Here is a 26811-nt window from a genome sequence, read left to right on the forward strand (position 1 = left end):
GCCTGGTGCCGGCCCTTTCCGACGTGCTCAGCCCTCGCGGGCCGCCGCCAGTCCCGCCGCGGTGAGCGAGCGGCGCACCGCCGGCTGCACCCGGGTCAGCCGCAGCGGCACCCCCGTACGGGCCGCGGCCTCGCGGCCGGCCATCAGCGCGGCGATGCCGCCGGCGTCGAAGCCGCCCGCGCCGTCGAGGTCCACCACCACCTCGGCGGGCTGCCCGGTCACCGCCTCCAGCATCGCCCGGCGCAGCTGGTCCGCGCCGTCGCGGTCGACCTCCCCGCCGACCTCCACGACCACCCGGTCGCCGTTGTGCCGCACCGAGATCCTGGTCTTCGCCGGCTCCGACTCGGCGGCGCCGTTCTGCCACGGCGGCGGGGCGTCGGCGAGCATCGCCTGGCGCAGCCAGGTCAGCGCCCGCGACAGCAGCCGGGAGACGTGCATCTGGGAGATGCCGAAGCGGGCGGCGATCTCCGCCTGGGTCTGGTTGCCGTAGAAGCGCATGGCCAGGATGCGCCGCTCCCGCCAGGGCAGCCGGTGCAGCAGCCCACTGACCGTCACCCGGTCGTCGACGGATTCCAGCGCGTTGTCGGACTCGCCGACCAGGTCGCCGAACTCGGCCGAACTCTCCCCGCCGACGGGGGCGTTCAGCGAGGCCGGGCTGTAGCCGGCGGCCGACTCCAGCGCGGCGAGGATCTCCTCCTGCGGCGTCTCCAGCCGCTCCGCCAGCTCGGCGACCGTCGGGGCCCGGGACAGCTCGCTGGTCAGGGCCGACGTCGCCTGTCCCACCTCCAGGATCAGGTCGCGCAGCCGGCGCGGCACGTGCACGCCCCAGGTGCGGTCGCGGAAGTGCCGCTTGATCTCCCCGACGATCGTGATGGCCGCGTACGCGGTGAACGAGCCCCGCTCGGGGTCGTACCGGTCGACGGCGTTGACCAGGCCGAGGCGGGCCACCTGTTCCAGGTCCTCCAGCGGCTCACCGCGCCCCCGGTAGCGGCGGGCCAGCCGGCCCGCGAACGGCAGGGCGAAGCGGACCAGGTCGTCCCGCGCCTCCTGCCGCCGTTCGGGCGGTAGGCCCTCGATGCGGGCCGCGTACGCCAGTGCGGCCGCGTCGAGGTCCTCCAGGCCCCGCTCGGTCGGCGGTGGTGTGGTCGTGGTGGTCTGTCCGAACATCCGCGCCTCCCTCAGGAAGGTCCCCCGCCCGGATTCAGGAAACCGGTCGTGCGCGCGCGTGGTCGCACCACGCCCGGGCCGGAAAGTGGGTCACATGACTGGGATGTCAGCGGGCGACGACGCCACGCCGGACGGCGTGATCAGGCCGTCGCAGCCAGCGGTGTTCCCGCTCCGTAGGTACTCAATCACGGGACCCGGGGTTCGCGAGGATGTTTCGAAAGGGCCGGATCAACAGACCAGCAACCCCTGGCCGGCGCCGCCGTCGCGCAGCGCCGCGAGGGCGTCGTCCACGGTCATCGGCGGCGGCGTCGGCAGGTCGTACGGCTGCGCCCGCAGCACCTCCGTGGCCCGGCGGGTGGGCACCGAGGTGACTGGGTAGCCGCGCGCCGAGGTGCGGTCCAGCGCCCGCCGGCGGCGGCCGAAGCCGGCGACGGCCAGCCACTGGGGCAGCCCGGCCAGTGCCGGCGAGCGCAGGCCGGGCGGTTCGGGCAGCACGTCCACCGAGCTGAACGGCTCGCTGCCGGCGAGCCACCACTCCACCCCCGCCACGCTGCGCCGGGTGGCGTTCTCGCACCAGTACGGCACCATCCCGGCCCGCACCACCTGCCACGGGTCCAGCAGCCGGCCGCACTCCACCACCAGCCGGTCGCCGGTCTTGCCGGCCGCGCGCAGCCAGCGCCGGTACAGGTCGGCGGTCGCGGCGCTGAGCGCCTCCGGCCGTGGCACGAGGACCCGGTGCAGCGGATGCTCGTGCCGGCCGGTCCAGTCCCGGACAGCGGCCTCGAAACCGGACTCCACGCCGTGTTCCGCCGGCTCGGGCGGCGAGGTGACCTCCGGCGGCTGCCAGTGCGCGCCGTCGCCGCCGGCCGAGCGGAGCACCTGGCGCAGGGCGTGGCTGTCCGGGTGGAAGTCGACCGGGTCGAGGCCGCTGCCGGGGCAGCCGACCTGGAAGCTGTGCCCGGGGGCGGAGTCGAAGACCGGCCAGGTGCGCGCGTCGCGCAGCAGCAGCACCGGGGCGCCGGGCTCCAGCCGGTCGGCCAGGAACCGCGCGTACGCGGCCGGCAGGGACCGCCACCGGGCCGCCAGGGACACCGTGGCGCCGGCCAGTGCGCCCCGGCTCGCGGGACAGTGCACCTGGCGCACGTGCAGGTCGGCGTTGCCGCCGAGGAGGCGGGCGGTGAGCGCCGCGCCGTGGTCCAGGGCGGCCTGCGGCCGGTCGACGGCCCCCTGCGCCCAGTGCACGGTCATCTCGAAGCCCGCCGGCAGCCACGGCACCCCCAGCGCCGTCGCCAGGTGCGCGGCGGCGCCGTGCGGGGAGCCGATCAGGGCCCCCGGGTACCGCCGGCGCGGATACTGGTCGGCGAACCAGCGGGCGATCCGGCCGGCGTCCACCTCGGCCGTCTGCCCGGGGGTGAGTGCCACCCGGCCCGCCGCCCGGATCACCGCGGCCCGACGTACCGGCTCGGGCGCGCCGGTGAACCGCGACAGCGGCCCCGGGTGCCCCGGGTGTCCCAGGTCGGCGCAGTCGGTGCCGCGCAGCGCCCGCGCGGTGGCGGCCACCAGGACCCGCGCCGCGCTACCCGCCGCCACGACCCGGTCGCCCGCCAGCCCGGCACCGTCGGCCGTGAGCCCCTCGCGCACCTTGTGCACCGGCCCCACCTTGCCTCGTTCGCTCACCACGCGGCCCGGCTTCCCGTCCCGATGGGGTTCAAACAGGGCATCCCCCACCGGGCGGGAGCAATCAGAAGATCCCGGGCGGGGTGGCGCCGGCCCGGCGAACGGGACCACGACGGCGGTCACCGCCGCTCCGGTACGCCGGTGAGCAGGGGTTTCGTCGGCGCGGTAAGGGGCACATCTGCGCCCATGCGCAGCGACGACGAGGCCCCCGCGGCGGCGGCCACCATCACGCCCTACCAGGACGGGCCGCTGCTGGTCCGGGGCGACTTCGCCCTGGTCACCCCTGACGGGGAGACCATCGACGCGAGGCGGGGCACGGTGGCGCTGTGCCGCTGCGGCAAGTCGGCGCTCAAGCCGTTCTGCGACGGCACCCACAAGGCCGTCGGCTTCCGCGCCGGCACCACCCGCCCCGCCCCCTGACGCACCGCCCCGGCCCCTCCCCGCGTGATCGACCGGCCTGGTCCGCGCCCGGGTCAGGCGACGGCGGCGGGGAGTTCGCCGGGGCGGGGGCGGTCGCGGAGGGCGATGCGGATCGGGGCGGTGCTGCGCAGGGAGGTACGGCCGGCGGCCCAGGCGTCCAGCAGGTGTGCGGCGAAGAGCCGGTCCACCGCCAGCGCGGCGGCGGCACCGAAGAGCACGTCGGGGGCGAGCCCCGGCTCCAGGCGGACCAGTCCCCCGCACATGTCGTGCGCCGCGATCTGCTCGTGCACCGCGTCGGCCTCGACGTGTTCGTCGTAGAAGCGCGTGGCCACCTCGTCCAGGCCCAGGCGGCGCAGCCCGTTGCCGTAGCGGCGGTTCGGCAGCGAGGAGGTCATCTCGTACGCGGCGAGGTGCCCCAGCAGCGCCCCGCGCAGCCGCCGGTGCAGCCCGAGCAGCGACATGAGGTTGTTGGTGGCCAGGGTGATCGCCGGTACGGCGTCCAGGTGGGCGGCGTAGCCGGTGTCGAGCCCCAGCCGGCCGAGGGTGACCCGGAACAGCTCGGCGTGCATCCGGTCGAGGCGGCCGTTGCCGTACTCGTCCATCTGGATCTCGACCAGGGCGGCCTTCGCCGGCCCGCCGAGGCGCGGCAGGGCCCAGCTGTGCGGGTCGGCCTCGCGCAGGTGGTAGATCGAGCGGTGGGTGACGAACTCGCGGAACTGGGCCAGCGACGCGCGGCGCTGCAGGTACCCGGCGAGCGACGGCCCGTCGTCGGCGGCGACCACGTCGGCCAGGGCCGCCGGCACCCCGCCGGGCAGCGCCGCTGGCAGCGGCCCGGCCAGCGCCCGCACCGCCGCCTCGAAGCGGCGTTCGGCGTACGCGCGCAGCACGAGCAGCGACGGCTGCCACTCCCAGCCCTCGTCGACGCCCCGCCAGCCGCGGTAGTGCAGCTCGTAGCAGCAGAAGAGCGTGAGCTGGAGGTCCTCGTCGGTGAGCGGGTCGGCCGGGTCGAGCCCGTCGCCGAGCCCCGCCGGCAGGTCGTGCGGCGTGCGCCGCAGCGCGTCCAGCAGCGCCGCCGAGACCGGTCCACGGGGCTGCGGCAGGGGCGCGGGTCCGTACCGGCGATCCGGGGACTCTGACAAGGTGACCTCCAGCGTCGTACTGCGCGTCCTCAGTGCCCGTCGCCCGGGTCGTTAAACGAGGTCGTCGACCTCGACGGCCACCCCGGCGGCGAGCATCCGGTCGCGCACCCGCCGGGCGGCGTCGCCCCCGGCGAACACCTCGCGCAGGTCGGCGAACGCGGGCTCGGGCGGCGCCAGCCGTACCGCCGGGTCGACGACGGTCTCCAGGACGCAGGGCCGGTCGGCCGCCAGCGCCTCGTCCCAGGCCGCCCCCACCAGCTCCGGCCGGTCGACCCGCACCCCGTGCAGGCCGAGCAGGCGTGCCCAGCCGGCGTACGGCACGTCGGGCCGGCGGCGCGTCGGGTCGGTGGGCGTACGGCCGCCGCCCATGCCCGACTGGTCCCGGTTGTTGAGCACCAGCACCACCAGACGGGGATCGCGCCACTCCCGCCAGTGGTGTGCCACGGTGACCAGCTCGGCCAGCCCGTTGCGCTGCATGGCGCCGTCGCCGAGCAGCGCGATCACCGGCTGGTCCGGAGCGGCGAGCTTGGCCGACACCGCGTACGGCAGGGCACAGCCCATCGAGCCGAGCGTGCCGCAGAGCTGCGCGTTGACGCCCGGGGGCAGTTCGAGGTGCCGGGCGTACCAGTAGAGGACCGACCCGACGTCCACGGCGACCGCCCCGCGGCGGGGAAGCCGGGTGGAGAGCTCGTACAGCACGAGCTGCGGGTTCACCGGCTCGGCGGGGGCGGCGGCCCGCTCGGCCCGCTCGGCCCGCCAGCGGTCGACGGAGCCCTCCACGGTCTCCCGCCACCGGGCGTTCGGCCGGTCGGGCACCCGGGCCAGCAGCGCCCGCAGCGTCTCCTGGGCGTCGCCGACGAGCGGGACGTCCACCGGGTAGCGGGTGCCGATGCGGCGCCCGTCGATGTCGATCTGCACCGTGCGGGCCTGCCCCGGCATCGGGAAGTAGTCGGTCCACGGGTCGTTCGTGCCGACCAGCAGCAGCGTGTCGCAGCCACCCATCAGCTCGGCGGCGGCCGGCGTGCCGACCTCGCCGAGCACGCCGGCGTGGAAGGGCAGCCGCTCGTCGAGCACCGGCTTGCCCAGCAGGGACGCCGCGACCCCCGCGCCGAGCCGGTCGGCGAGGGCGACGATCTCGGCGGCCGCGCCCCGCCCGCCCTGGCCGACCAGGATCGCGGTCCGCTGGCCGTTGGCGAACAGCTGGGCGGCCGCGTCCAGGTCGGCGTCGTGCGGCAGGACCCGGGCCAGCGGCTCCCCCGGCGTCGCCGACAGCACCCCGGCCGCGTGCGACTGGAGGTCGGGTACGGCGGCCTCCTGCAACTGCCGCGGCAGCACCACGCAGACCGGGCTGCGGGTGGCGGCGGCGGTGCGGAACGCCTGGTCGAGCAGGGCCGGCACCCCGTCGGGGACGCGGCCGTAGCGGACGAACTGGTTGCAGGCGTCGGCGAACAGCCGGCTCAGCCCGATCTCCTGGTGGGCGGCGCCGAGCGGACCCGAGACGTCCTCGCCGACGATCGCCACCACCGGCTTGCTGTCCAGCTTGGCGTCGTAGAGGCCGTTGAGCAGTTGCACGGCGCTCGGCCCCTGGGTGGCCAGGCAGACCCCGATCCCGCCGGTGAACTTGGCGTGCCCGGCGGCCATGTACGAGGCGGTCTCCTCGTGCCGGGCCGGGATGAACGCCGGATCCCCGCCCGAGGCGTCCAACGCCTCGACCACCGGGGCGATGGCCTCCCCCGGGTAGCCGAAGACCCGCGGCACCCGCCAGGCGCGCAGTCGCTCGACCACGAGGTCGGCCACCCTGCGCTCAGCCATCGCCACGTCCCGGCGTGCCGGCGTCGACGTAGCGCAGCACCGCCCCGACGCCGTCGGTCAGCTCCGGTGCCTCGTCGGGACCCAGCACGGTCAGCTCTGCGTCGATGCCGACCAGCGCGCGCACCAGCGCGGCGTCGGCGCGGACCTTCTCCGGGTCGCGTACGGACATGGCGGCGAGCTGCCCCGGATCGGTGGCGATCTCGGTGGGGTCCGGCCCGATCCAGAGTTCCCCGTTCGCGGACGGGTCGTCGACGATGAGCATCGTCTCGACCTGGTTGCGTTGCAGGGCCGACACCACGGCGTCCAGCCCGGCGCCGACGTCCTCCTGCATGCCGAAGCGGTCCAGCACGGCCGTGATCCGCCGGTCGGCCACCTCGGCGATGGTCTGCACGGTGAGGTCGTCGAGCAGGCTCTGGTCGGCGCCGCCGGCTCGGGACCCGGCGTCCGTACGGACCACCACGTCCTGCCAGCGCGACGGCATCTGGGCGGCGATCACCCCCGTGGCGCGTACGTCGCCCGCGACCACCACCACCTCGGCGCCGACCTTCTCGGCCAGCTCCACCGTCGCGGCGGTGACGTCGCCCGCGTTGTGGTGCCAGGCCTCCATGGCGGCGCGCTGGTACCGGGACTGCGACCAGCCGCCGGGCTGCACCCGACGCAGCGGGAAGTGCTCCCGGCCGGTCACGTGGGCTCGGCGCGGCACGCCGCCGGCGCTGATCGCCATGGCGTCGGCGCCGGTGCGGTCGGCCAGCACCCGCACCCAGCCCACCTGCTCGCCGCGCTGCGCCAGCATGGGCATCACGTGCGGCAGCGAGGTGTACGCGGCGAGGTCCCGCAGCGGCGGGGCGGAGAGGTACTCCGACAGCACCACCCGGCCCCGGGCGCCGAAGATCGCCAGCCCGTAGTCGCCCGGCATCGGGTCGTGCCCCCGCACGACCCGTTCGACGGCGTCGATGGTCTCCACGTCGGCGCGCTGCTGTTGAAGTTCTTGGCGCAGGGCCCGCCAGCGCAGATCGAGCGCCGGGTGGGCGTCCTCGGTGTTGGCGGAGGCGTCCAGGTACACCGAGACCCACGGCCCCGGCCGGTCGTAGAGCGGGCGCAGGAAGGACAGCTGCATGCTCGACCCCTTTCCAGCTCGGCCCCCCGCTTACCCGCGCCACCCCGGTTGTCACCTGGCCGCCGGGCGGCACGTGACCGGGGTTCATTCATGTCGTTCAACCCGGATGACCGATACCATCAGTGAACGCAACCGGACTCTGGGTGGTGGAAATGGACAGCGACCTGCACATCCGGCGCATCGTCCACCCGAGCGACCGCATCGTGACGGGGCGGATCGTGCGGCTGATGGAGGGCTATCCGCGCGAGGTACGCATCGGCCAGCCCGTGCTGGTCGCGGTGCTCGCGGCGGCCGGCGTCGCCGGCCTGCTGACGGCACTCGTCCGCTCCCTGTTCTCGGCCGGCTCCGGCGCGGCCCGCCGGCGCTTCAAGGACCTGAAGAAGGGCCCGGAATACCTGGTCACCCCCGTGCGGCTGCGCGACGCCGCCGGGCAGCTCTGCGAGGTCGAGCTGCACGGGCACCTGCCGCAGAGCGCCCTGCACCCGGCCGACCACGTGCAGTTGACGCTGCGCCGGCAGGGCGACCCGGACCTGCCGCCGAAGATCGAGCGGATCGTCAACCTCACGACGGGTCAGCTGCTCACCCCGCGTACCGCCACCCTGTGGTCGCACCTCGGGCCGCCGCTGCTGCTCCAGGCGATGCTGGGCACGCTGCTGGTCGCCGTCCTGCTGACCTGGTCCACGCTGACCTGACGGCCGGCGCGGTTTCCGGCGTCGCGGCGGCGGGCACGGTGGGGACATGTTCGAGGGGTTCACGCTGGAGCACGTCGACGTCGGCGAGGTCCGGCTGCGGGTACGCCACGGCGGCTCGGGCCCGCCCGTGGTGCTGCTGCACGGGCATCCACGTACCCACGCGACGTGGCACCGCGTCGCGCCGCTGCTCGCCCGCGAGCACACCGTCATCTGCCCGGACCTGCGCGGCTACGGCGGCTCGTCGAAGCCGCCGAGCGACCCCGGGCACACCGCGTACGCCAAGCGGGCGATGGCCCGCGACGTGGTCGGCCTGCTCGACGCGCTCGGGCACGACCGCGCGGCCGTGGTGGGGCACGACCGGGGCTGCTACGTGGCGATGCGCACGGCGCTGGACCACCCGCGGCGGGTCAGCCGGCTGGGCGTGCTCGACGGGGTGCCGATCGGGGAGGCCCTCGCCCGCGCCGACGCGAGGTTCGCGACCCGCTGGTGGCACTGGTTCTTCCTGGGCCAGTCCGACAAGCCGGCGGAGCGGGTGATCACCGCCGACCCGGACGCCTGGTACGGCGGGTCGCCGGCCGCCATGGGTGAGGAGGCGTACGCCGACTACCGCCGGGCCATCCACGACCCGCCGACGGTGCACGCGATGTGTGAGGACTACCGGGCCGGGCTCGGCCCGGACCGGGCGGCCGACGACGCCGACCGGGCCGCCGGGCGGCGGATCGCCTGCCCGGTGCTGTTCTGCTGGTCGGAGCGCGACGACATGGTCGACCTGTACGGCGACCCGGCGGCGATCTGGCGGGACTGGGCCGACGACGTGCGGGTGGCCGCCATCGACTCGGGGCACCACGTGGCCGAGGAGGCCCCGGAGCAGCTCGCCGCCGCGCTCGCCGACTTCCTCGCCGACTGACGGTCCTCGACTCCCCGGCTGCCCGCCACTCGGCTCCCGGCTGGCCGCCCCTCGACTCGCCGGCTGGCCGCCCCTCGGCGACGGCGAGGTCAGCGACCGGGGTCAGCCGACCGGGGTCAGCGGGCGGTCCGGCTCGCCCGCGGTGCGCAGCATGCCGCGCCGGGCGGCCCAGCGCTCGAAGACCAGGGTGGCGAACGGCGGCACGGCGCAGGCCAGCGCCACGAGGGTGGGCCAGGGCCGCCACCGGTGCAGCCGGGCCATCGCGAGGACCAGCAGGCCGTACGCGACGAAGAGCGCGCCGTGGATGGGGCCGAAGATCTGCACGCCGATCTCGTTGCCCGGGGGGCCGTACTTGACGGCCATGCCGACGAGCAGGGCCAGCCAGGAGCAGGCCTCGGCGATCGCCGCCGCCACGAAGAGCCTGGTGATCTTCTCGCGCATCGTCACTCCCCCACCGGTTGCCGCACATGCTAACCGCCCCGCCGGGCGCGCCGACGGCACGACGGGCGGAGGCGACAGGGATCACGCGGGCCCGAGCTGGGTACGTACAAGAAGCTTCGGGTCTTCCCCGGCCCGCCCCGGGCGTGCGAGGTTAGGGGAACCAACGGTGACAGGGCGGTGACCATGGGCGAGGACGTCGGGGTGCGGACCTTCAGTCGTGAGGACCGGGCCCGCTATCGGGAGAAGGTGCGGCGGTGCCTGGACGTCTTCGCCGAGATGCTCCGGGAGTCCCGGTTCGACGTCGAACGGCCGATGACCGGGCTGGAGATCGAGCTCAATCTCGTCGACGACGACTCGATGCCGACCATGCGCAACGCCGACGTGCTGGCCGCCGTCGCCGACCCGAGCTTCCAGACGGAGCTGGGCCAGTTCAACGTCGAGATCAACGTCGCGCCGCGCCGGCTGGCCGGCACCGGCACGCACGAGTTCGAGGAGAGCGTACGGGCCAGCCTCAACGCCGCCGAGGCCAAGGCGCGGGGCGTCGGGGCGCACATGGTGATGATCGGCATCCTGCCGACGCTGCGCCCGGAGCACCTGACCGCCGAGACGCTGTCGGCCAACCCGCGCTACGCGCTGCTCAACGAGCAGATCTTCGCCGCCCGCGGCGAGGACCTGCGGATCGCGATCAACGGCGTGGAACGGCTGGCGGTCACCGCCGACACCATCACGCCCGAGGCGGCCTGCACGAGCACCCAGTTCCACCTCCAGGTCAGCCCCGCCCAGTTCGCCGACTACTGGAACGCCGCGCAGGTGGTCGCCGGCATCCAGGTGGCCCTGGGCGCGAACTCGCCGCTGCTCTTCGGTAGGGAACTGTGGCGGGAGACCCGCATCCCGCTGTTCCAGCAGGCCACCGACACCCGGCCGGAGGAGATCAAGGCCCAGGGCGTACGCCCGAGGGTGTGGTTCGGCGAGCGTTGGATCACCACGGTGTTCGACCTGTTCGAGGAGAACGTCCGCTACTTCCCGGCGCTGCTGCCGGTCTGCGACGCGGAGGATCCGGCCGAGGCCCTCGCCCGGGGCGACGTGCCGAAGCTCGCCGAGCTGCGACTGCACAACGGCACCGTCTACCGCTGGAACCGCCCCGTGTACGACGTGCTGAAGGGCCGCCCGCACCTGCGGGTGGAGAACCGGGTGCTGCCGGCCGGGCCGACGGTGCTCGACACCGTGGCCAACGGCGCCTTCTACTTCGGCCTCGTCCGGGCCCTCGCCGAGGCCGACCGGCCGCTGTGGTCGCAGATGTCGTTCAGCGCGGCCGAGGAGAACTTCAACGCCTGCGCCCGGTACGGCATCGACGCCCAGGTCTTCTGGCCCGGCCTGGGCTATCTCCCGGTCACCGAGCTGGTGCTGCGCCGGCTGCTGCCGCTGGCCCACCACGGGCTGGACCGGTGGGGCCTGGACCCGGACGAGCGGGACCGGCTGCTCGGCATCATCGAGCAGCGCTGCCTGACCGGCCGCAACGGCGCGAGCTGGCAGGTGGAGACCCTGCACCGGCTGGAGTCCGCCGACCACCTCGACCGGCCGGAGGCGCTGCGCGAGGTGGTGCGCCACTACGTGACGCTGATGCACAGCAACCGGCCGGTCCACGAGTGGCCCATCCCCTGACCCGCCGCCGGCGTCGTGGCCTGCACGCCCCCTCCCAGCGCCGCAGCCACCGTTGCCCCGTCGCCATCGACAGGCCGCCCTCTCGCCAGCGCTGATCCTTGTCTCCGCAGGGTCACCAGGGCTCGTCGGGCGCCGGAGGGACGTCACCCCACCCCGACCAGACCTGACCAATCCGAGCCGAGCCGGTCACGCGCCGGCTGGAGGACGGCAGCTGGACTGTTCCGGAGTTGACCGGCGCCTTGACCGGGTCGAACGGCCGGGGAGATTGCGCACGATGGAAGAACCGGGCCGATGGCGGCCACCCCATGATGAAACGCGGACATCGACCGGCGGCGATCGGGCCCGGAGGGCCGCACCGACGCGTACGCGTCGATCGAAGGTCATCGACGCGACCGCAGGCGTCGGTGCGGCGCCCGGGTTGCCCGGCACCGGACCCTCCCTTCCCACCACACGAGGAGCGCATGTGACGCAGACCCAGAGGTCCTCCCGGCGGCCCGACGCGCCCACCCGGCGCGGGCCCGGCACCACGCCGCTCGGCCCCGACGCCACGCGGAGCGGGACGTCCGCGTTCGTCAACGGGCACTTTCCCCGGCGGAGAGGGCTGATCATCCTCCTCGGCGTGCTCGGCGGATTCCTGCTGACCGTCATCTGGTCGGCGGAGTTCGTGGACCGCACCATCGGCGACAACGTCGCCAACACGCTGCTCGGCCACGACGCCAAGGAGACGCCCATCCAGGGCATCGCGGCCGGCATCCTGTTCGCCTTCGTCTCCGGCATCGCGGGCACGTTCACCGCCTGCAACATCGCCGCGTTCGGCGCGCTGGCCCCGCTGACCGGCACGACGGGCAGTCGGTTCAGCCGGATCGTCGCGCCGCTGAAGCCGCTGGGCTGGATGTCGGTGGGCATGGTCGCCGTGTCGGCCGCCTACGGCGCGCTCGTCGGCCTGGTCGGCACCTCGATGCCGCAGTTCTCCACCGCGCCCAACGCCCCCGGCGGACTGTCGCCGAGGAGCATCCAGTCCATGGTGGTCTTCGGCGCGATCGGGCTCATCATGATCTACCTCGGTCTGGCCGCGCTGGGCGTCGTGCCGGATCCGTTCGCCCGGATCGCCCGACGGTTCCCCAACGCCCCGATGGTCTTCATGGGCGCGCTGATCGCCGGCTTCCTGATCGGCCGGCCCTTCGCGTTGTTCCGGCAGATGTTCCGCGACGCCGCCGAGAGCGGCAACCCGCTCTACGGGGCGGCGGCGTTCACGCTGCAGTCCCTCGGCAACATCGTCATCATGGCGGTGCTGTTCCTGCTGCTGGCCTGGCTCGCCGGCTCCCGCCTGCAACGCTGGTTCAGTGCCCGGCCGAGCCGCCTGGCGGTGCTGACCGCGGTCGCGTTCATCGTCGCCGGCGCCTTCACGTTCCTCTACTGGGACGTGCGGCTGCTCGCGCGCCGCGAGATCATCCCCTGGTATCCGACGGCCCCCTGGGCCTGAGCCGACGCTGACGGGTCCCGGGGACGGCGAGGCCCGCCGTCCCCGGGTCGGGTGCCGGCGCCGCCCGCCCTCCCGCTCAGACCTTCAGGACGACCTTGCTGCATTCGTCCTGCTTCTTCTGGAAGATCTTGTATCCCTTGGCGGCGTCCTTCAGCGGCATCCGGTGGCTGATGATGAAGCTGGGGTCGATGTCACCGCGCTGGATGCGCTCGAGCAGCGGACGCGTGTAGCGCTGGACGTGACACTGACCTGTACGCATGATCAGCGACCGGTTCATGAACGCGCCCATCGGGAACTTGTCGACGAAGCCCCCGTACGCGCCGATCACCGAGACGACGCCGCCGCTGCGGCACGCGAGGATCGCCTGCCGCAACGCGAACGGCCGCTCCGTCTCGACCCGGGCGGCCTGCTTGGCCCGGTCGTACGCGTACACGGCGGTGTTGCCGTGGTGCCCCTCCAGTCCGACGGCGTCGATGCAGGCGTCGGGCCCCCGACCGGCGGTCATCTCGTTGAGCGCGTCGAGCACGTCGGTGTCGTCGTAGTTGATGGTCTCCGCGCCGGCGTGCTCCTCGGCCAGCCGCAGCCGGTACGGGTACCGGTCGATGACGATCACGCGTTCCGCGCCGAGCATCCGGGCGCTGGCGGCGGCGAGCAGCCCCACCGGGCCGGCGCCCCACACGGCGATCACGTCGCCCGGCTTGATGTCGCACATCTCCGCGCCCATGTAGCCCGTGGGCAGGACGTCGGCGAGCATCACCGCCTGGTCGTCGGGCACCTCGTCGGGCACCTTGATCGGGCCGACGTCGGCGAACGGCACCCGGGCGTACTCGGCCTGGCCGCCGGCGTAGCCGCCGAGCAGGTGGGAGTAGCCGAAGATGCCGGCCGGCGAGTGACCCATGATCTTCTCGGCCACCCCGGCGTTGGGGTTGGAGTTCTCGCAGACCGAGAAGAGGCCGCGCTGGCAGGAGGAGCAGTGGCCGCAGGCGATGGGGAACGGCACGACCACCCGGTCGCCGGGGCGCAGGTTGCGTACCTGCGGGCCGACCTCCACGATCTCCCCCATGAACTCGTGGCCGAGGATGTCGCCCTTGCGCATGGCGGGGATGTAGCCGTGGTAGAGGTGCAGGTCGGAGCCGCAGATCGCGGTCGAGGTGATCCGTACGATCGCGTCGCGCGCGTTCATGATGGTCGGGTCGGGCACGTCGACGACCTTGACGCTGTCCTTGCCCATCCAGGCGGTGGCCTTCATCGTTCGTCCTCTCGGGTCACGGGCGGTCAGCGGCGGGCGATGGGCAGCGGCTGGGCGGGGCGTTGCATGACCTGCTGGCGTACGGAGATGCCGTCGGGGCTGCCCTCGGAGCGGACCACCTCGCCGGTCTCCACCACCTGCTTGCACCGGCGCAGGTCGTCGCGGACCTGCTGCTCGGGCTCCTCGCCGAAGAGCTTCGCCACCGCCCGGCCGAGCGCACCGGCGGGCGGGGCGTAGCGCAGCCGCACCCGGACCTCGGTCCCGCGGTCGCCCGGGGCGGGCACGAACCGCACCCGGCCGGCGTTGGGCACCCGGGTGCCGGGCAGCGAGCGCCAGGCGATCGACCGGTTGGGCTGGTCGTCGACGATCTCCGCGTCCCACTCGACGGGGCGGCCGGCCGGCCCGCGCGCGGTCCAGTGCGAGCGGCGCAGGTCCTCGGCGCGTACGGATTCCAGGTGGGTCATGAACCGGGGCAGGTTCTCCAGGTCCCGCCAGAACCGGTACGCCTCGGCCGGGGAGCGGTTGACGGTGACCGCGACCTCCATGTCGATCACCCGCCGGCGTGCGGCCTGGGCCCGCCCGGCGCGTACGGCGGCGAACAGGTCCACGGCGGCGATGCCGGCGATGGCGGCGGTGGTGAGGGCGACCCGCCGGCGGCGCTCGCCGCACCGGTCCGCCCAGGCCCGGCCGAGCAGGGTGAGGTCCATGGCGTCGCCGGCCACCCGGGTCCACGTCCAGCCGGTCGGCCGGCGGCCGGCGAGCAGGCCGGCCGCGTGGGCCAGCTCGCGGGCGCCCACGGCCGGGATGACCGTACGCGCCATGGGTGAGTCGTCCACGCCGGTCAGCCGGGCCACCGCGCGTGGGGCCAGCAGCCCGCCCGCGCCGAGGGCGAGGCTGACCACGCCCAGCGCCCGGGGCAGCCCGGTGCCCCGGGCACGTCGGTTCCGCTGGTCCAGCATCATCGGATCGGTCTCGTCCACGTCGCACCACCGTCAGATCGTCCTGACCCGCCCCGGGGGCGGGCCCGGCGGCGGGAAGCCGCCACGCCTGACGCTATGCCCGGGAATCGCCCCACGAACCCCGAATCGGCCCACAACCCGACGCCCGTCGTCGACGGCCGGGCACCTGCCTGTACCACCGCGTCCTCGGACGGGAAGTGGCGGCTCTGCCCGGTCAGCGCGACCGCGCCACAGCGAAGGTAACCGCTCGGTCAGATTTCTACCCCGTGTTAGAAAGTCTGACCGAGCGGTGGAACCAGGGGGCGCGCACCGGGCATCGGCGACCACCACGGAAACGGAGGGTGGCACCCGGCGGGTGGCTGCGGCCGCTACGCCGTGGACCTGGTCGGTGTACGGCTGACGACGGGGAGGTCGTAGGTGCGCCGGACGCTGCCGCCGATGCGCCCGATGTCCGTACCGTAGATGTGCAGTGAGACGGCGACGGTCGTACCGACGTTGGAGACCCGGTGGACGTCCCCGGGTGGCGCGAAGCCGGTGACGCAGCCACCCCGGTCGATCCGTTCGCCGGCGCGGACGAGGTGCGCGCCGCCCGGGGCGAGCCGGAAGCGTTCCTCCATCTCGACGCCGTCGATCACGGCCACCACGCACCACGTGACGTGGTCGTGGATGCTGGTCGCCTGTCCGGGACGGGTGACGAGGGCGACGACCGAGAAGGTGCCGTCCGCTTCGACGTGCAGGCGCTGGCTGCTCTCATGGCCGCGCCGGGCCCACTCGGGGACGGCACGCAGCACGTCCGGCGCCGACGGCAGGCACGACCCGATGCGCGCGGCGACGGCGTCGGCCGTGGCCTGCCAGTCCGCCGGTGTGCGGGTGGCGGCACGGACCGCGTCGTACAACGCGTCCAGGCCGCCCGGTGGTGCCGTCATCGTCTCTCCTGAAGGTCCGGTGGAGTCACCGTACGGCGGCCACTGGCCCACCGTTAAGGTCCAGTCGCATGGCAGTCGAGTGGTCCGGTCTGACGCCGGAGATCATGCTGCAACTCGACCGGGGCATCCGGGGGACGCTCGGCATCCAGTTGCAGGCGGCGCTGCGTACGGCGATCCGGTCGGGGCGGCTGCGGGCGGGCGAGCGGCTGCCGTCGTCACGGAAGCTGGCAGCGGACCTCGGCCTGTCACGCGGGCTGGTCCAGGGCAGCTACGAGCAGCTCGCGGCCGAGGGATACCTGACGGCGACGGCCGGTGGCGCCACCCGGGTCGCGCTGACCCTTCGACAGTCGACGACCGCGCGGCCCCCGGCCGGCGCGGCCGTCGACACGGTGATCGACTTCTCTCCGGGTCGACCGGACCTGAACAGCTTCCCCGCCCGCGACTGGCTGTGGGCCTACGGCGAGGCCATCCGGGCCGCGTCGCGCCGGGACATCGGCTACGGCGAGCCGGCCGGTTCGCCGCGCCTGCGCGAGGTGCTCGCCTCCTACGCCCAGCGCGTGCGGGCCGCGTCGGCCGGCAGCGCCGACGTCGTCGTCTGCAACGGGTTCACCCAGGGCGTCGGCCTGACGCTGCGCGTGCTGCGGGAGCAGGGCACCACGACCGTGGCCGTCGAGGACCCCGGTCACGGCGAGATGACCATGCAGGTCCGCGGCGCCGGTCTCCGCCCGGTTCCGGTGCCCGTCGACGCGCACGGCGTCGTCGTCGACGCGCTGCGCGCCACGGCAGCCACCGCCGTCATCCTCACCCCGGCGCACCAGACCCCCACCGGGGTCGTGCTCGCCCCGGAGCGACGCCAGGAACTGCTGCGCTGGGCCGACGAACGCGACGGGCTCATGATCGAGGACGACTACGACTCCGAGTTCCGCTACGACCGCCGGCCGGTCGGGGCGCTGCAGGGGCTGGCGCCGGACCGCGTCGTGATGATCGGAACGGTCAGCAAGTCCCTCGGACCGACCCTGCGGCTGGGCTGGATCCTCGCCCCACGCCGCCTCGCCCCGGCGATCGCCGAGGAGAAGCACCGCAACGACTGGGGAACCAACGGCCTCGACCAGCTCGCGCTCGCCCGCCTCGTCGAGTCCGGCCGCTACGACGCCCACCTGCGGCGGATGCGCCGGGCGTACGCCGCCAAGCGGATCGCCCTCACCGAGGCGCTGCGCCAGCACGCCCCCCACCTGCGACTGACCGGGCTCGACGCCGGCTTCCACGCGGTGGCGACGCTGCCCGAGGGTGTGGACGAGGCCGCGCTCGTCGCCGCCGCGGCACGGCGTGCGGTGCGCCTGCACGGCATGCGGCGCTACCGCGTCCACGGCACGAGCGGGCCGCCCGCCGTCGTCCTCGGTTTCGGCGACCTCAGCGCGTATGCCATCCGGTCCGGCATCGCCCGCGTGGCGGACCTGCTCCAGCCCCGCCCCGATTGAGGGGTATGGCGATCGATCGATGGCTTGTAGCGTGGGTCCCTCCTCACCCCTAGGAGGGAAGTGATCATGCCCACGGTAACCGCTCGCGTCCTCGGCGCCCTCAGTGCGAGCGTGCTCAGCGCGACTCTCGGCGTCCTGGCGGTCGCCGCGCCGGCCCAGGCCGCGTCCCGCGACGGCACGTGCAACGCCGGCGAGTTCTGTTACTACTTCAACAGCGACCACGCCGGCTCGGTCTCCGACCACGCCGGCTCGCTGGCCGACTACGGCTCGACGCAGCCGGGCTGCTACGAGTTCAAGGGCGCCGGCAGCGGCAAGGGCCAGTGCATCAAGAACAACGCCGCCTCGGCGTGGAACCGCACCGGCAAGACCGTGCGCGTCTACTACAACACCGGCTACAACGGTTCGCACGCGTACCAGGACTTCGCGGCCGGGGCGAAGAAGAACCTCAACTCCACGCTGAAGAACAACAACGCCTCCCACCAGCTCATCTCCGCCGGGGCCAGCTACCCGGCCAGGGACGACTACCCGTACAAGGGGCAGACGTCAGGCATCGACCCGTGGAACTTCTACAAGGGGCAGTGCACCAGCTTCGTGGCCTGGGCCCTGCGCAGCCGCGTCGGCGTCGCCTTCCACAACCAGTACAAGGGCCAGGCGCGGTGGGGCAACGCCAAGGAGTGGGTGGCGGCCGCCGGACGCGCCGGCGTACCGGTGCACAACAGCCCGAAGGCCGGTGACGTCGCGGTGCGCCTGGGCGGCACCTACGGTCACGTCGCCTTCGTGACCAGGGTGAACGCGAACGGCACCTTCGAGATCGACGAGTACAACTACGTATCCGCCGACAGGTACAGCCATCGCACGGTGTCGGTGGGAACCGCCAACAACCAGTTCTCGAAGTTCATCCGCTTCAAGTGACCCGCCGCCTCGGATCGCCGGTCACCCCGCGCGCCGAGGACGCAGCATTCGCGCGCAGAGCCCCGGCCGCATGGCCGGGGCTCTGCCGATCACGTGCCCCTACGCCGGGGAGAGACCCTCCGCGAAGTCGTAGAGGCTCTTGATGTCGTCGTCGAAGTACGGCCCGTCGAATTGGCCGTTGCCCGGGTTGTCGCCGTGGCTCACGACGCTGTTGATGAATCCGAGACCATTCTGGTCGTTGTATTCCTGGAGCCAGGGACCGCCGCTGGAGCCGTAGGTCATGTTGCACCACATCCGGATCTGCTGGCTGCCCGCGTGCCAGGTGCCGCTCTGGCAGTAGTACTGGCTCTCGCCGCCGCCGAGGTTGGACGGATAGCCCAGCGCCGTCATCAGCGAGATGTCGTAGCCCCAGTTCCAGCGCATGCCGTGGCCGCCGACCGTCTCGACGACCTTCAGGCCCCAGTTACCGCCGTTGTGCATGATGGCGATGGCCATGTCCTCGTCGTAGCTGCTGCCGTTGATCCACGCCGTGCGGGCGGTGAGCTGGTAGGCCACGAAGGTGCCGAACGGCCGCGCGCCGTCACGGTAGCGCGGCACGAACTGCCAGTTGCTGTACCACTGTCCGCCGGCGCCCTGGTGCACGCAGTGCCCGGCGGTCATGACCAGTCGCGCCTTGCCGCTGGCGACCGCGCTCGCCGAGCAGGAGGCGCCGCCGCCGTTGGGGGTGGTGAAGTAGACCTTGCCGACGACCGCCGACTCGTTGAGCTGGATGCCGACGTCGGCACCGCTGGCGACGCTCGGCCGCACCGGCGCGACCGAGCCCGCCGGCCCGTCGGGCCTCGGCGCCCGGCTCAGCGACTCGGTGGCGTTCGCGGACTTCGCGATGTCCAGGTCCACGGCGCTCGCCATCCGCTGCGGCGTCCAGAACGCGGCGACCTCCTCGGCGATCGCCTTGTTGGTGATCGCACGGCCGTCACTGGTGCGGGCGACGGTGGTGGTGTTGCCGCTCTTCTCGACCGCGGTGGGTTTCGCCTGGGCGACCGCCGGGGCGGTCAGTACCAGCGCGAGCGCCAGGCTGGCCGATGCGGACCAGCGTAGGGTTGATCTCAACAGGTGCCCCCCTTTTCCGGGTACTCCAAATAGAACCAGCGAAACCTATCGATCGAATTGCTTTGATCACAACGCAATGGAATGACAGGTAATTGACACTGGCTCCTCGGCGACCGGAAACGGCCATCGCCGGTGACAAACAAAGCGTGCCCACCCCGAACAGAAGCCTCGAAATTGACCTTGCAAATCCCATTGCCGCGAATCCGCGCTCTCGATTTGCGGGGCGCGCTCTGCTGCCGACAGACGGGAATTGCGATTGCTACCGTCAGCCTCAGGTGACTACGGTGGTGGCGCCAAGCGCACTTTTCGTCGCCGGACGGGCAAGGATGTCTCAGTGAGCAACACCCCGCACCTCGGTCCCGCACCCCAACGCCTCACCGTCGACGCGGATCAGGTGCGTCAGCTCGTCGCCGAGCAGTTCCCCCAGTGGGCCGGCCTCCCGGTCCGGCCCGTCGCCAACGGCGGCTGGGACAACTGGACCTTCCACCTCGGCACGCGGATGTCGGTGCGTCTGCCCAGCGCAGCCGAGTACGCCCTGGCGGTCGACAAGGAACACCGGTGGCTTCCCGGGCTCGCCCCCCGGCTCCCGCTGCCCATCCCCACCCCGCTGGCGAAAGGCGGACCCGGCGCGGGCTACCCCTACCCGTGGTCGGTGTACCCGTGGCTCGACGGCGAGCCGGCGAGCGCGGACAGCATCGCGGACCCGGTCCGGTTCGCGCTCGACCTGGCCGGGTTCCTGGCGGCCCTACAGAGCGTCGACACCACCGACGGTCCCCGCCCCGGCAAGCACAACTGGTTCCGGGGCGGCACGCTGCGCACCTACGAGGGGGAAGCCCGGCGCGCGCTCACGGCACTCGACGGCCACGTCGACGTCGAGCTGGCCCGCGAGATCTGGCAGGGCGCGTGCGACGCCCGCTGGGACGGTGTGGACAGCTGGTTCCACGGTGACGTCGCCCAAGGAAACCTCCTGCTCATCGGTGGGAAGCTGGCGGCCGTCATCGATTTCGGCACATGTGGCGTCGGCGATCCCGCCTGCGACCTGGCCATCGCGTGGACACTGCTGACCGCCGACGGTCGGCAGGCGTTCCGGGAGCGGCTGTCGGTCGACGAGGCGACCTGGGCGCGGGGGCGCGGCTGGGCCCTCTGGAAGACGCTCGTCACCTGCGCCCACGCCCTGGGCGACGCCGACGCGCAGGCCGCGAACGCGCTGCGCGTCCTCGGCGAGATCTTGTCCGATCACACGGCCGGCGCCGCCGCCACAGCCAAGCCGTGAGCAGCCACCACGCCGGCTGGCCAGCACCGCCATCGTCGCGATCCCGGCCGGAGTACTAGGCTGGGCGTCAAGGTGTTCGACTACGCGGTCGACCTCGGAGGGTGGAAACGTGGACCTGGAGAGGACCCGGCTGTTCGGCGTCGGAGAGTCGTACGCGTTCGTCACGGGGACGGGCCAGCGAGGCGCGGTGATCGTGCACTTCGACGGCCGACGCGACATCGTGCTCTACGACCCCGCTGACCCCGAGACCGTCCAGCACACGTTGACGCTGGAGAGCACGGAGGCGCGGACGATCGCCGACCTGCTCGGCCTTCCGCTGGTCATGGACAACCTGACGGAGCTGGTCCCGCCCCTGGAGGGCGTCGAGACCGTACGCATGCCGATCCCCGCCCGGTCGCCGTACCTCGGGCGCAACCTCGGTGACACGCGCGCGCGGACCCGCACCGGCGCGTCGATCGTCGCGGTGGTCCGCGACGGTCGCGTGATCCCGTCGCCGGGTCCCGACTTCACCCTCCAGTCCGGTGACTCGCTGGTGGCCGTCGGCGACGGCGCCAGCCTCGTCGCGATCCGCGAGCTCTTCACCAACGGCTGACCCGCCACCGCGGGCGGCACGCTGGTCGTCTGCCGCACGCCCCGGTGCCGGTCCGGTCAGCGGGTCACGACTGCTACCGCCGCCAGCTACGCGCAAGGGGCATCACCCCGGTCATCGCCCGACAGGCCTCCGGGGTCATGACGGTCGTCCGCCGAACGCCCACGCGTGGACCTCGATCTCGGCGTACCGGTCCGGGGTCAGCAGTGCGCGCGCCTCGTCCGGGTCCTCCGCTCGGACCAGCGCCGCCGTGCCCAACCACATGACACCGTCGTCCGACAGCAGCGGCCCGCATGCGATCAGCTCCTCCCGGTCCGCGCTCACGTCCAGGTCGGCGGCCTCCCCCGCCCCGAGGCCGAGCACCAGGTAACGGTCACCACCCGTCCGGCCGCCCGGGAAGTCCCACATGGTGCGCCCCAGCGTGTTGTGCCACCGGCGCAGCAGCACGTCCCGGTACGCGCCGGCCTGGTAGTTGGGCTCGTCGAAGGCGAACGCCCGGGCGGCGGCGGGATCGGGCAGGTCGACGATGTGCACGCTGCCGGTCGGCGTCCTACCGTCGGGCGCGAACGTCGGCCCACGGGCGATCATCTGGGCCGCGTAGCGGTCCATGTAGGACCAGTGCTCCTCGCGCAGCTCCTTGCGCAGGGGCCAGGAGCCGGCCCGGTCGCGGTGGTAGCAGAAGAACTCCATGCCGCAGATCCTGACGCCGGTGCCGGCACCCGAGGCAGGTGGGACCCCTCCCGCGTGTGGCGCCCGATCTGTCACCCCCCGGCCGTACGCTCGCCGGCATGACGACGATGGAGACCCACACACTCGCCGTGCCCGGCGTCGACCTGGTCTACGACGTGCGGCGTCCGCTGCCGGCGGCTGGCGGGCACCGGACGCTGCTCATGATCGGCCAGCCGATGACGGCGGAGGGCTTCGGCGCGCTCGCGGCCCACTTCACCGACCGGACGGTCGTCACCTACGACCCGCGCGGGCTGGGCCGCAGCGTCCGCAGCGACGGCCGATCGGACCACACGCCGCAGGACCAGGCGGCCGACCTGCACCTGCTGATCGAGGCGCTCGGCGGCGGTCCGGTCGACATGTTCGCCAGCAGCGGCGGTGCGGTGACCGCGCTGGAGCTGGTCGCGGCCCACCCCGGCGACGTCGGCACACTGGTGGCGCACGAGCCGCCGATCAACTCCGTGCTCCCCGACGCCGCGGCGGCCGAGCGCGCCCAGGCCGCTGTCCACGAGGCGTACCAGGCGAAGGGCATGGGCGCGGGCATGGCCGCCTTCATGGCGTTGGTCTCCTGGCAGGGCGAGTTCACCGACGCCTACTTCGCCCAGCCCGCGCCCGACCCGGCGGCGTTCGGCCTGCCGACCGAGGACGACGGCTCCCGCGACGACCCGCTGCTGTCGAAGGCCTCCGGGACGGTCACCGACTACCGGCCCGACGCGGCGGCACTCACGGCGGCGCCGACCCGGATCGTCATCGCGGTCGGCGAGGAGACGGCGGGGACCTACACGGCGCGTACGGCCGTCGCCACCGCGGAACTGCTCGGCCAGGAGGCCGTGGTGTTCCCGAGCCACCACGGCGGCTTCATGGGCGGCGAGTTCGGCTACGCGGGCAAGCCCGCCGAGTTCGCGGCCAAGCTGCGTGAGGTGCTGGACGCCGGCTGACCAGCGCCAGCGGGGGCAAGCCGGTCGCCGCCGGCAGCCGCACCACCACCGCCGGCGGCGAAGCGACGTCGAGCGCCGCTCAGAGCGCCACGATGGCCGCCGTCTCCGCCGGCAGTTCGATGCGGTCGCGCATCACGGTGACCCCCTCGCCGGTGGCGAGCAGCACGCGGCGCGCCACCCCCGGCAGCGTGATCCGCTGCGGCTTGGCGGCCAGGTTCGCCGCCACCAGCGTCTCGCCCCGGCGCATCACCAGGAACTGGTCGCCGTGCCGGACGTCGACCCGGTCCAGCCGAGGATCGGTCAGGTCGGCCCGGCTCTTGCGCAGCGCGATGAGCCGCTTGTGGAACTCGTACATCTCGCGGTGTTCGGGTTTGTCCAGCTCGGCCCAGTCGAGCCGGGAGCGGACGAAGGTCTGCGGGTCCTGCGGGTCCGGCACGTCGCCCTCCGGCCAGCCGTGGGCGGCGAACTCCCGCTTGCGGCCGGTGGCGACGGCGGTCGCCAGCTCCGGCTCGGGGTGGCTGGTGAAGAACTGCCACGGCGTGCTGGCCGCCCACTCCTCCCCCATGAACAGCATCGGGGTGAACGGGGCGGTGAACAGCAGCGTCGCGCCGACGCGCAGCAGCCCCGGGGAGAGGGTGGCGGAGATCCGGTCGCCGGTGGCCCGATTGCCGATCTGGTCGTGGTTCTGCAGGTACGCGACGAACCGGTGGCCCGGCATGCGCTGCCGGTCGACGGGCCGCCCGTGGTGGCGGTTGCGGAAGCTGGACCAGGTGCCGGCGTGGAAGAACCCGCCCGTCAGCACGTCGGTGAGGCATTCCAGCGAGCCGAAGTCGCCGTAGTAGCCCTGCCGCTCGCCGGTGAGCAGGGTGTGCAGGGCGTGGTGGGCGTCGTCGTTCCACTGGGCGTGCAGGCCGAAGCCGCCGGCCTCGCGGGGCGTGATCAGGGTGGGGTCGTTGAGGTCGGACTCGGCGATCAGCGACAGCGGCCGGCCCAGGTGGGTGGCGAGCGCCTCGACCTCGATCGCCACCTCCTCCAGCCATCCGGTGGCGCGGGAGTCGGGCATGGCGTGCACGGCGTCGAGCCGCAGGCCGTCGACGTGGTAGTCGCGCAGCCACATCAGGATGCTGTCGACGATGTAGCGGCGTACGCCGTCGGAGTGCGGGCCGTCGAGGTTGACGGTGCGGCCCCAGGTGTTGCTCTGCTCGGTGAGGTACGGCGCAAACATCGGCGCGTAGGCCCCGGAGGGCCCGAAATGGTTGTAGACGACGTCGAGGATCACCCCCAGGCCCTTGGCGTGGGCGGCGTCGACCAGTCGTTTCAGGCCGTCCGGCCCGCCGTAGGGCTGGTGCGGGGCATACCAGCAGACCCCGTCGTAGCCCCAGTTGTGCTCGCCGTTGAAGGCGTTGACCGGCAGCAGCTCGATCATGTCGACGCCGAGGTCGACGAGATGGTCGAGGCGGCCGATGGCGGCGTCGAAGGTGCCCTCGGGGGTGAAGGTGCCGACGTGCAGCTCGTAGAGGACGGCGCCGGGCAACTGCCGGCCCGTCCAGGCCTGGTCGGTCCACTCGAACGCCGCGTGGTCGTAGCGGCGGCTGGGCCCGTGCACGCCGTGCGGCTGCCAGGGCGAGCGGGGGTCGGGCAGCGCCCGGTCGTCGTCGTCGAGCAGGAAGGCGTAGTCGGTGCCGGGGCCGGCGGCGGGCACCTCGACCCGCCACCAGCCGTCGGAGCCGGCACGCATCTCGTGGTCGGCCGCGCCCGGCAGGCGCAGCCGGACGCGGGCTGCCTGTGGCGCCCACACCGTGAACTCGGTCATGACGAAGCCTCCACGGACTCGGCGGTGGGAGCCAGCAGCGCGACGGGGTAGGTGGCCAGCAGGTCGGCCAGCAGGGTCTGCCCGCCACTGTAGGACCGACCCGTGAACAGGTCGGTCACCTCGTGAACGGGAAGTGACAGGGTGGTGTCGCCCCAGCCGCCGGCGCGGGCCAGCCCGAGCGGCAGCCGGGTGGCGACCGCGACCGCGCCGCCCCGGTCGAAGGCCAGCGCGTGCCGCCCGGCGCGCCCGTGCGCGGGCACCGGCCGGTAGCCGGTGAACAGCTCCGGGCGGTCGCGACGCAGCCGCAGGGTCCGCGACACCACGAGCAGCTTCGCCGCGCCGTCCGCGTCCACCGGCGGGGGCGGTCCGGCGTCGAGGCGGGCCAGCAGCTCCCGGCGTACGGCGAAGTCGACCGGGCGACGGTTGTCGGGGTCGACCAGCGAGTTGTCCCACAGCTCGGTGCCCTGGTAGGTGTCGGGCACGCCGGGCATGGCGAGCTGCACGAGCTTCTGCCCGAGCGAGTTCGACCAGCCGGCGGGGGCGATCTCGGCGGCGAAGGCGGTCAGCTCGGCGTGCAGCTTCCGGTCGTCGTACATCGCGTCGACCACGTCGTGCATGGCCCGCTCGAAGACCGGGTCGGGGTCGGCCCAGCTCGTGGCGGCCGACGCCTCGCGGGCGGCCTTCTCGACGTACGCGTGCAGGCGCTCCCGCTCGATCGGCCAGGCGCCCACGGCGGTCTGCCAGAGCAGGTGCGCGAAGGCGGGGTCGGGCAGCGGCGCGCGGACCGTCCACCGGCCGATGAGGTCGGCCCAGCGCCCCGGCAGCTCGCTGAGTACGGCGAGGCGGGCCCGGACGTCCTCGGAGCGCTTGGTGTCGTGGGTGGAGAGCGTGGTCATGCTCGCCGGCCAGCGCACCTGCCGGGCGGCGGCGAAGCGGTGGAACTCGGCCGGCGGCACACCGAAGTGCGCGGGGCTGCCGCCGACCTCGTTGAGCGCGACGAAGCGGCTCCACCGGTAGAAGGCGGTGTCCTCCACCCCCTTGGCCATGACCGCGCCGGTGAACTGCGGGAAGCGCTTCGCCAGCTCGTCGTCGGGGTCGCGCAGCCGGCCGGTGAGCGCGTCCAGCGCGGCGGTCAGGTCGGGGCGGCGGCGACCCGCCTCGGCGCGGGCGGCAGCCAGGTGGCGCGCACCGTGCGGCGGGTAGCCCCGGTAGACCGGGAACGCGGCGGCCAGCTCGGCCAGCCCCGCCCGGGCCGCGTCGCGCTCGACGTCACCGGCGAGCGCGGCGAGGCGGTTCAGTTCGGTCGCCAGCAGCCGGGTGGCCGCGGCGAGCTTGGTGTCGTGGGTGAGGTCCTGCCAGGAGGTGTGCCGCCCGACGAGGTGGGTGTCGAGGGCGGTGAAGTCGCCCTGGGCGTCGGGGTCTACGAAGAGCCCGCAGACGGCGGCGAGGGCGTCGTAGCCGGTGGTGCCGTCGACCGGCCAGTCCGGCAGTTCCTCGCCGTACTCCAGGATCTTCTCCACCACCAGCCACGCGTCCGGCGCGGCGGCGCGCAGCCGGGCCAGGTAGGCCGAGGGGTCGCGCAGCCCGTCCGGGTGGTCGACGCGGATGCCGTCGACCTCGCCGGCCGCCGCCCAGCGCAGGACCAGCTCGTGGGTGGCGGCGAAGACCTCCGGGTCCTCCACCCGCAGGCCGGCCAGGTCCGAGACGGCGAAGAACCGGCGGTACGTCAGCTCGGCGTCGCCGCGCCGCCAGGAGACCAGCTCGTAGTGCTGCCGGTCGTGCACCTGCCGGGGGTCGCCGTCGCCGGTGCCGTCGGCGATCGGGAAGCGGTGCTCGTGGTAGCGCAGTTCCCCGTCGGCGAGCTTGAGGTCGTCGAGGGCGTCCGGGGAGTCGGCGAGCACCGGCAGCAGCAGCCGGCCCCGGTCCCAGTCGACGTCGAACCAGGCCGCGTACGCCGAGTCGCGGCCCCGGCGCAGCACGTCCCACCAGGCGGGGTTGGCGGCGGGCACGGCCACCCCGGCGTGGTTGGGCACGATGTCGACGACCAGGCCGAGACCGGCGGCGCGCAGCGCGCGCAGCAGCCGCTGCCGGGCCGCCTCGCCGCCCAGCTCCGGGTTGACGGCGCGGTGGTCGACCACGTCGTAGCCGTGCGCGGAGCCGGGGGTGGCGGTGAGCAGGGGCGCGCCGTAGAGGTGGGTGACGCCGAGGTCGGCCAGGTAGTCGGCCAGCTCGGCGGTGGTGTCCAGGTCGAAGCCGGGGCGCACCTGCACCCGGTAGGTGGCGCCCACGCGGGGCGCGTCGGGTCGAGGGGTGCTCGACAT

23 protein-coding genes are annotated in these 26811 nt (G+C 73.6%); 10 read left to right on the forward strand and 13 right to left on the reverse strand.

All coding sequences use genetic code 11. From position 1 onward, the window contains the following. Positions 1-27: 27 nt before the first annotated feature. Positions 28-1167, reverse strand: coding sequence for a SigB/SigF/SigG family RNA polymerase sigma factor (locus tag GA0070610_RS15285; protein ID WP_089000659.1), 1140 nt, complete (start codon positions 1165-1167; stop codon positions 28-30). A 228-nt stretch (positions 1168-1395) separates the two neighbouring features. Further along, a complete protein-coding gene (locus tag GA0070610_RS15290) occupies positions 1396-2808 on the reverse strand; it encodes a hypothetical protein (RefSeq protein WP_089003525.1) in 1413 nt (470 codons plus the stop codon). 222 nt (positions 2809-3030) lie between these two features. On the opposite strand from GA0070610_RS15290, the gene GA0070610_RS15295 reads away from it, so the two are divergent. Continuing rightward, entirely contained in the window at positions 3031-3264 is a 234-nt protein-coding gene (locus GA0070610_RS15295) for a CDGSH iron-sulfur domain-containing protein (RefSeq protein WP_089000660.1), read from the forward strand. Between the two features lie 53 nt (positions 3265-3317). On the opposite strand, the gene GA0070610_RS15300 is transcribed toward GA0070610_RS15295, so the two are convergent. Genes GA0070610_RS15300 through GA0070610_RS15310 form a run of 3 tightly spaced genes read right to left on the reverse strand, consistent with a single transcriptional unit; the run spans position 3318 to position 7332 of the window. Further along, positions 3318-4403 carry an iron-containing redox enzyme family protein gene (locus GA0070610_RS15300; RefSeq protein ID WP_089000661.1) on the reverse strand — a complete coding sequence of 362 codons (1086 nt, stop codon included), beginning with the start codon at positions 4401-4403 and terminating at the stop codon, positions 3318-3320. A gap of 51 nt (positions 4404-4454) precedes the next feature. Beyond that, positions 4455-6215 (reverse strand): thiamine pyrophosphate-binding protein, encoded by a 1761-nt coding sequence (locus tag GA0070610_RS15305; protein ID WP_089003526.1) that lies wholly within the window; start codon positions 6213-6215, stop codon positions 4455-4457. Beyond that, positions 6208-7332: a baeRF2 domain-containing protein gene (locus GA0070610_RS15310; protein WP_089000662.1), complete on the reverse strand. Its 1125-nt coding sequence runs from the start codon at positions 7330-7332 to the stop codon at positions 6208-6210. The genes GA0070610_RS15305 and GA0070610_RS15310 overlap by 8 nt, the downstream gene beginning before the upstream one ends. Positions 7333-7475: 143 nt before the next feature. On the opposite strand from GA0070610_RS15310, the gene GA0070610_RS15315 reads away from it, so the two are divergent. After that, positions 7476-8024 carry a hypothetical protein gene (locus GA0070610_RS15315; RefSeq protein ID WP_089003527.1) on the forward strand — a complete coding sequence of 183 codons (549 nt, stop codon included), beginning with the start codon at positions 7476-7478 and terminating at the stop codon, positions 8022-8024. Positions 8025-8070: 46 nt separating this feature from the next. Beyond that, the gene (locus tag GA0070610_RS15320) at positions 8071-8931 is read left to right on the forward strand and encodes an alpha/beta fold hydrolase (RefSeq protein WP_089000663.1); all 861 of its coding nucleotides are present in this window, start codon (positions 8071-8073) and stop codon (positions 8929-8931) included. Positions 8932-9033: 102 nt separating this feature from the next. Here the strand turns inward: GA0070610_RS15320 and GA0070610_RS15325 are convergent, their stop codons facing one another. Continuing rightward, the gene (locus GA0070610_RS15325; protein ID WP_089000664.1) at positions 9034-9372 is read right to left on the reverse strand and encodes a DUF3817 domain-containing protein; all 339 of its coding nucleotides are present in this window, start codon (positions 9370-9372) and stop codon (positions 9034-9036) included. A 183-nt stretch (positions 9373-9555) separates the two neighbouring features. On the opposite strand from GA0070610_RS15325, the gene GA0070610_RS15330 reads away from it, so the two are divergent. Continuing rightward, positions 9556-11034 (forward strand): glutamate--cysteine ligase family protein, encoded by a 1479-nt coding sequence (locus tag GA0070610_RS15330; RefSeq protein WP_089003528.1) that lies wholly within the window; start codon positions 9556-9558, stop codon positions 11032-11034. 463 nt (positions 11035-11497) lie between these two features. Then, entirely contained in the window at positions 11498-12517 is a 1020-nt protein-coding gene (locus GA0070610_RS15335; RefSeq protein ID WP_231925588.1) for a hypothetical protein, read from the forward strand. Between the two features lie 76 nt (positions 12518-12593). Here the strand turns inward: GA0070610_RS15335 and GA0070610_RS15340 are convergent, their stop codons facing one another. The 3 genes from GA0070610_RS15340 to GA0070610_RS15350 form a co-directional block, all read right to left on the reverse strand. After that, on the reverse strand, positions 12594-13766 hold the full coding sequence (locus tag GA0070610_RS15340) for a zinc-dependent alcohol dehydrogenase (RefSeq protein ID WP_089000665.1): 1173 nt from the start codon (positions 13764-13766) through the stop codon (positions 12594-12596). 26 nt (positions 13767-13792) lie between these two features. After that, the gene (locus GA0070610_RS15345) at positions 13793-14746 is read right to left on the reverse strand and encodes an SRPBCC family protein (protein WP_231925589.1); all 954 of its coding nucleotides are present in this window, start codon (positions 14744-14746) and stop codon (positions 13793-13795) included. Positions 14747-15093: 347 nt separating this feature from the next. Beyond that, entirely contained in the window at positions 15094-15651 is a 558-nt protein-coding gene (locus GA0070610_RS15350; RefSeq protein WP_089000666.1) for a cysteine dioxygenase family protein, read from the reverse strand. Between the two features lie 68 nt (positions 15652-15719). Here GA0070610_RS15350 and pdxR point away from each other — a divergent pair, with 68 nt between their 5' ends. Further along, positions 15720-17129: a MocR-like pyridoxine biosynthesis transcription factor PdxR gene (gene pdxR, locus GA0070610_RS15355; protein WP_089000667.1), complete on the forward strand. Its 1410-nt coding sequence runs from the start codon at positions 15720-15722 to the stop codon at positions 17127-17129. Between the two features lie 66 nt (positions 17130-17195). Continuing rightward, complete coding sequence (locus GA0070610_RS30545) at positions 17196-18041, forward strand: CHAP domain-containing protein (RefSeq protein ID WP_157747162.1); 846 nt, start codon at positions 17196-17198, stop codon at positions 18039-18041. Between the two features lie 99 nt (positions 18042-18140). Here the strand turns inward: GA0070610_RS30545 and GA0070610_RS15365 are convergent, their stop codons facing one another. After that, a complete protein-coding gene (locus tag GA0070610_RS15365) occupies positions 18141-19151 on the reverse strand; it encodes a trypsin-like serine peptidase (RefSeq protein WP_089000668.1) in 1011 nt (336 codons plus the stop codon). Between the two features lie 334 nt (positions 19152-19485). Between GA0070610_RS15365 and GA0070610_RS15370 the strand changes: the two genes are divergently transcribed. Both GA0070610_RS15370 and GA0070610_RS15375 read left to right on the forward strand, forming a co-directional pair. Continuing rightward, on the forward strand, positions 19486-20424 hold the full coding sequence (locus GA0070610_RS15370) for an aminoglycoside phosphotransferase family protein (protein WP_089000669.1): 939 nt from the start codon (positions 19486-19488) through the stop codon (positions 20422-20424). 109 nt (positions 20425-20533) lie between these two features. Next, the gene (locus GA0070610_RS15375; protein WP_089000670.1) at positions 20534-21016 is read left to right on the forward strand and encodes a cation:proton antiporter regulatory subunit; all 483 of its coding nucleotides are present in this window, start codon (positions 20534-20536) and stop codon (positions 21014-21016) included. Between the two features lie 135 nt (positions 21017-21151). Here GA0070610_RS15375 and GA0070610_RS15380 read toward each other — a convergent pair whose 3' ends face one another. After that, the gene (locus GA0070610_RS15380; RefSeq protein ID WP_089000671.1) at positions 21152-21703 is read right to left on the reverse strand and encodes a YciI family protein; all 552 of its coding nucleotides are present in this window, start codon (positions 21701-21703) and stop codon (positions 21152-21154) included. Positions 21704-21801: 98 nt separating this feature from the next. Here GA0070610_RS15380 and GA0070610_RS15385 point away from each other — a divergent pair, with 98 nt between their 5' ends. Then, complete coding sequence (locus GA0070610_RS15385) at positions 21802-22677, forward strand: alpha/beta fold hydrolase (RefSeq protein ID WP_231925590.1); 876 nt, start codon at positions 21802-21804, stop codon at positions 22675-22677. Positions 22678-22756: 79 nt separating this feature from the next. Here GA0070610_RS15385 and treZ read toward each other — a convergent pair whose 3' ends face one another. Together treZ and treY are read right to left on the reverse strand one after the other, a co-directional pair. After that, a complete protein-coding gene (treZ, locus tag GA0070610_RS15390) occupies positions 22757-24490 on the reverse strand; it encodes a malto-oligosyltrehalose trehalohydrolase (RefSeq protein ID WP_089000672.1) in 1734 nt (577 codons plus the stop codon). Then, complete coding sequence (gene treY, locus GA0070610_RS15395; protein WP_089000673.1) at positions 24487-26811, reverse strand: malto-oligosyltrehalose synthase; 2325 nt, start codon at positions 26809-26811, stop codon at positions 24487-24489. The genes treZ and treY overlap by 4 nt, the downstream gene beginning before the upstream one ends.

This window comes from Micromonospora echinofusca (assembly GCF_900091445.1).
GTDB classification, from domain to species: Bacteria; Actinomycetota; Actinomycetes; order Mycobacteriales; family Micromonosporaceae; genus Micromonospora; species Micromonospora echinofusca.

What these genes read in the sequence shown, in the direction of transcription:
- GA0070610_RS15285 (WP_089000659.1), bottom strand. Translation starts at nt 1,167, where the DNA reads ATGTTCGGACAGACCACCACGACCACACCACCGCCGACCGAGCGGGGC.
- GA0070610_RS15295 (WP_089000660.1), top strand. Translation starts at nt 3,031, where the DNA reads ATGCGCAGCGACGACGAGGCCCCCGCGGCGGCGGCCACCATCACGCCC.
- GA0070610_RS15305 (WP_089003526.1), bottom strand. Translation starts at nt 6,215, where the DNA reads ATGGCTGAGCGCAGGGTGGCCGACCTCGTGGTCGAGCGACTGCGCGCC.
- GA0070610_RS15310 (WP_089000662.1), bottom strand. Translation starts at nt 7,332, where the DNA reads ATGCAGCTGTCCTTCCTGCGCCCGCTCTACGACCGGCCGGGGCCGTGG.
- GA0070610_RS15320 (WP_089000663.1), top strand. Translation starts at nt 8,071, where the DNA reads ATGTTCGAGGGGTTCACGCTGGAGCACGTCGACGTCGGCGAGGTCCGG.
- GA0070610_RS15325 (WP_089000664.1), bottom strand. Translation starts at nt 9,372, where the DNA reads ATGCGCGAGAAGATCACCAGGCTCTTCGTGGCGGCGGCGATCGCCGAG.
- GA0070610_RS15330 (WP_089003528.1), top strand. Translation starts at nt 9,556, where the DNA reads ATGGGCGAGGACGTCGGGGTGCGGACCTTCAGTCGTGAGGACCGGGCC.
- GA0070610_RS15340 (WP_089000665.1), bottom strand. Translation starts at nt 13,766, where the DNA reads ATGAAGGCCACCGCCTGGATGGGCAAGGACAGCGTCAAGGTCGTCGAC.
- GA0070610_RS15350 (WP_089000666.1), bottom strand. Translation starts at nt 15,651, where the DNA reads ATGACGGCACCACCGGGCGGCCTGGACGCGTTGTACGACGCGGTCCGT.
- pdxR (WP_089000667.1), top strand. Translation starts at nt 15,720, where the DNA reads ATGGCAGTCGAGTGGTCCGGTCTGACGCCGGAGATCATGCTGCAACTC.
- GA0070610_RS30545 (WP_157747162.1), top strand. Translation starts at nt 17,196, where the DNA reads ATGCCCACGGTAACCGCTCGCGTCCTCGGCGCCCTCAGTGCGAGCGTG.
- GA0070610_RS15380 (WP_089000671.1), bottom strand. Translation starts at nt 21,703, where the DNA reads ATGGAGTTCTTCTGCTACCACCGCGACCGGGCCGGCTCCTGGCCCCTG.
- GA0070610_RS15385 (WP_231925590.1), top strand. Translation starts at nt 21,802, where the DNA reads ATGACGACGATGGAGACCCACACACTCGCCGTGCCCGGCGTCGACCTG.
- treZ (WP_089000672.1), bottom strand. Translation starts at nt 24,490, where the DNA reads ATGACCGAGTTCACGGTGTGGGCGCCACAGGCAGCCCGCGTCCGGCTG.
- treY (WP_089000673.1), bottom strand. Translation starts at nt 26,811, where the DNA reads ATGTCGAGCACCCCTCGACCCGACGCGCCCCGCGTGGGCGCCACCTAC.